The following is a 3,722-nucleotide window of genomic DNA, read 5'->3' as shown; positions in this document are numbered from 1 at the left end:
CAGCGCGCGAAACGCTTAGGCGTTTACATGTGTTCGCTATACGGCGGCTCTGCCGTTGGCCAACTCGGCATCGGTTACCTTGGTATTACAGGTGGCGTACCTTTCATCGCAATGTTCACCTTGTTGTTTGGTGCAATCATTGTGTTGATGTACGGACAAGCGACAGCACCACAAATTCACGATGCGCAGTCTTTATCATTAAAGCAAATCAGCAAACTTAGCCACAGCGCTTTGATTGGCTGTATTGTATCTGGATTAACACTTGGATCTATTTACGGACTGATGCCTGTTGAGCTCGCTCAACGCAACATCGCACATCAAGATATTGGCGGTTTGATGGCGTTAGTGATTATGGGTGGTATGGCTGTTCAGCCGATGGTGACATGGTTATCTCACCACATAGGACAAGTGTTATTAATGGCTCTGTTCTGCCTACTAGGGGTTGCAAGCATTGGTGTACTAACGATTAACCATGATTTTTATGTTCTTGGTATGAGCTTGTTTGTGTTAGGTATGGCGACTTTTGCACTTTACCCAATCGCGATTAACTTGGGTTGTCGTAACTTAGACCCAAGCTATCTAGTGTCAGTGACTCAGGTTATGCTGTTGTGTTACAGCATCGGTTCTGTCGCTGGCCCATTGGTTGCAGATAGCTTTATGGATTCACAAGCGGGATTATTCACTTACCTGTTCGCGTCTCTACTCGCTACAACGATCTACATGTTGATTGCTAGCTTAAAACGCTCTCCTCTACAGATTGCAGGCGAGTAAGTTCGAATGGCAACTATCCTCCTCAGGTAGGATAGTTACCTCTAGAGCTCTTAGTTATGACTTTCCGTCTAACGAAGAGCTCTTTTTGTTTGATGACTTCTGAGCAAAAGTCGACAAAAAGCATCAATATTAGAAATAGAGGTGTTCTTCAGGTTAAGGCTGAAATATGTAGCCTTCGCCAGTAATGGTAATGATTAGGCCATCCCCGAATAGTGATCTGATCTCAGATATCGCAACAATCACTGACGAGTTAGTGACTGACCCATTCTCCCAGCCAATCTTCTTCAATTGCCCGACACTGAACAACTTCCCTCGATGTCGATTCATAAACAGAATGATCTTACGATACGCTAAAGGCATGGTAGCCAGGACATAGCCGTTTTCAACATTGCGAATAAGTTTGGTGTCGAGTTCAACTATTTTTCCGTTGAGTTCAAGTATTACGTTGTGTTCAGAGTGGTGAGTATCTATTACAGGATAGGCGTCCATTTTTATACAATTCCCTTACGATATAGCCAGCAACAAAGTTAAATTCAGTCATTTTTGTATAACGTCGCTTATAAGTGGACGTTTAAAATCGAAGATAATGAAAGCAGCGTATACGGTAAAGAGATTAAATTTTTATTATTAATATATGAACAGGATATCAATAAAGGGAAATTAATCCTCCAGTACATAACCTTCGTTAGAAACCGTTTTTATACAACGACAGTCTAAGATCCTTCTTATCTCGTAGATAGCAACCAATACTGAAGCAGATGTCACGGCTTTACCCGACCAACCTACACGCTTCAAAACTCGCTTACTGATTACATGTCCTTTATTTTGATACAAGTAAAAAAGAACCTTACGATGAGGCTCTGAAAGCGTCCCTATTATCGAGCCACACTCCTGCTTTCGGACGATCCTCGTATCAGATTGAAACTCTTTTTTATTTAGAACCCACTTAGACGGAAGTTTAAAATCGTCTACGTGATCCGCTATTTTTTGTATGGATTCCTCACGTTTCATAAGCAGTTGTCTTTTAAGATATTTCCAATATTATCGAATGGTACAAAAATACTAAATTGATAGATCACTTAATACCGTACATTTACTGCAAAATTGATCTTGTGGAATTGTTCTAAGAAACGAATTTTTAGTGGACAACCAGTATTACCCGGTAAGTCGATGGCTTTTACGGTATTGGCTTGGAGATAAACCAAAATGCTTTTTAAAGCGATGTGAGAAGTTATAAGGATCTTTGTAACCCAAGCGGTTGGCAATCATCGACACCGACCAATCTTGGTATTTTAACAAACTGGTCGCTTTATCCATTCTTAGTTGAATCAACTTGCTGCGTGGTGATAGGTCGAAGAGCGTCTTGGTAACTCGATTAAGCTGCTCTTCGCTGATAAACACCCTTTGAGCCATACCAGCTACTGTCCATGGTTGATGCAGACTACTTTCAATTTCATTATAGAGCGCTTGAACACGAGCGGTGGTGCTTGTTGATTTAGGTTCAAAACCCGTCAACGTTCGGACTATTTCACTCAAGAGTAACTTACGGTAACTGGCTCGGCCCCCTATCTCAAAGTAAACCAAGTTCATTAATGACCAGATCTGCTCACACTCTCCAAAAGGCACAATCCCCTGACCTAAACTTGCTATGTGTTGCCACTGCTTAGTATCGGGGGTCAACATCCACGCCATTTTCCAATAGTTATATTGCGGATCGAGTTCAAAACGAAATGGGGTTCCGGCAGGAAGAACCACCAGCGTATACGGTGTAATCGCTTGTACTGATGTCGTGGTTGTTAGAATGCCGCCACCTTCCATAGTGAAAATCAACGTATGAACATTAACGGATTCTCGCTCAACCCAATAACCATCGTATAGTTTTGCCATACCGCCCATATAGACACCAAAGCTTTTCATCTCTGGGATATCTTCAACGGTCAAAAAACGTTCTTTGCAATGTTCCGCGAGAAAAACATCATCTTGCCACGTTGATTTAGGCTCCATGGTGTCAATGACGGATTCGCACAGGTTTTGTTGTTTTTTAAACATGTTGTTACTTCGCTCAAATCACTATAGTTCTGCCATAAATCGGAGAGCTTATGACAACTAACATCAACCCTAACTCATCTATGAATAACAAGCCAGAGAGCATATTACCTCGTATCGTTAAACTTGGTTTACCTGTAGCTTTGCAAAGTGCGCTGGTTGCTATTCTTGCCCTTGCTGACGTCTTGATGGTCAGTGATTTTGGTATGGAAGCAGCAGCCGCTGTGGGAATCGCATCAAAATGGCACTTCGTTGCGATTATGATTATGGCAGGGTTGGCCTCAGCAAACGGTACATTAGTTGCTCAATACTGGGGAAAGAATGACCGAAAAAGTGCACGTACCGTGTCATCTATCGCGATGGTGTTTGGTTTAAAAGTTCTGCTGCCTGTTACAGCAATCATCACTCTTGGTTCTCAGTTTTTAATGATGTTGCAAACTAGCGATCAAACCGTGATTGAGCTTGGAGCGACTTACCTTTGGTATGGGTTCCCTGTTCTACTTCTAACTCACATTGTAGTAGTGGTAGAAGCAAGCATGCGCTCATCAGGTGACACCGTAACTCCACTATTGTTAGGTGGTATTACTATTGCACTCAACATTGCGCTTAACTTCGTTCTAATTAAAGGGGCTTTCGGCATTCCAGCAATGGGCGTTGCAGGTGCTGCATTGGCGACAACCTTAGCGCGATTGATTCAAGTGGGCTTAATGTATAGCTACATGCGTGTGCGTAAACACTGGCTGCTAACCACCCCAAGCTCACCACACCGTCCATCACTGTGGCTTTCTTACCGTCGTATTGCGTTGCCGCTAACGATGAATGCCGTGTTGTGGGCAATGGGCACAATGGCATATCAAATGATCTTTGGTCACATGGGCACGACTGAACTTGCGGTGTTCTCGATG

Annotated in this window: 5 protein-coding genes; 2 read left to right on the top strand and 3 right to left on the bottom strand. The window is 42.9% G+C overall.

All coding sequences use genetic code 11. From position 1 onward, the window contains the following. Window positions 1-771, top strand: a 771-nt coding sequence (locus tag AB4496_RS17370; RefSeq protein WP_372131478.1) for an MFS transporter, incomplete at its 5' end; no start/stop codon positions are given. Window positions 772-924: 153 nt separating this feature from the next. On the opposite strand, the gene AB4496_RS17365 is transcribed toward AB4496_RS17370, so the two are convergent. The 3 genes from AB4496_RS17365 to AB4496_RS17355 all read right to left on the bottom strand — a co-directional run bounded on the left by AB4496_RS17365 (window position 925) and on the right by AB4496_RS17355 (window position 2,820). After that, the gene (locus AB4496_RS17365) at window positions 925-1,260 is read right to left on the bottom strand and encodes a winged helix-turn-helix domain-containing protein (RefSeq protein ID WP_102258000.1); all 336 of its coding nucleotides are present in this window, start codon (window positions 1,258-1,260) and stop codon (window positions 925-927) included. 171 nt (window positions 1,261-1,431) lie between these two features. Next, the gene (locus AB4496_RS17360) at window positions 1,432-1,782 is read right to left on the bottom strand and encodes a winged helix-turn-helix domain-containing protein (protein ID WP_102257999.1); all 351 of its coding nucleotides are present in this window, start codon (window positions 1,780-1,782) and stop codon (window positions 1,432-1,434) included. A 144-nt stretch (window positions 1,783-1,926) separates the two neighbouring features. Further along, window positions 1,927-2,820, bottom strand: coding sequence for a helix-turn-helix domain-containing protein (locus AB4496_RS17355; protein WP_017097624.1), 894 nt, complete (start codon window positions 2,818-2,820; stop codon window positions 1,927-1,929). 50 nt (window positions 2,821-2,870) lie between these two features. On the opposite strand from AB4496_RS17355, the gene AB4496_RS17350 reads away from it, so the two are divergent. Further along, on the top strand, window positions 2,871-3,722 hold an 852-nt coding region (locus AB4496_RS17350), incomplete at its 3' end, for an MATE family efflux transporter (protein ID WP_372131476.1).

The sequence above is a fragment of the Vibrio sp. 10N.222.46.A1 genome (assembly GCF_041473595.1).
In the GTDB taxonomy this organism is placed as follows: domain Bacteria; phylum Pseudomonadota; class Gammaproteobacteria; order Enterobacterales; family Vibrionaceae; genus Vibrio; species Vibrio tasmaniensis_A.
Note: the sequence above shows the minus strand (reverse complement) of the source record. Positions and strands in the feature narration are given on the sequence as shown.

Bases quoted from the DNA above. Each gene is read 5' to 3' on its own strand.
- AB4496_RS17365 (WP_102258000.1), bottom strand. From the start codon at position 1,260: ATGGACGCCTATCCTGTAATAGATACTCACCACTCTGAACACAACGTA.
- AB4496_RS17360 (WP_102257999.1), bottom strand. From the start codon at position 1,782: ATGAAACGTGAGGAATCCATACAAAAAATAGCGGATCACGTAGACGAT.
- AB4496_RS17355 (WP_017097624.1), bottom strand. From the start codon at position 2,820: ATGTTTAAAAAACAACAAAACCTGTGCGAATCCGTCATTGACACCATG.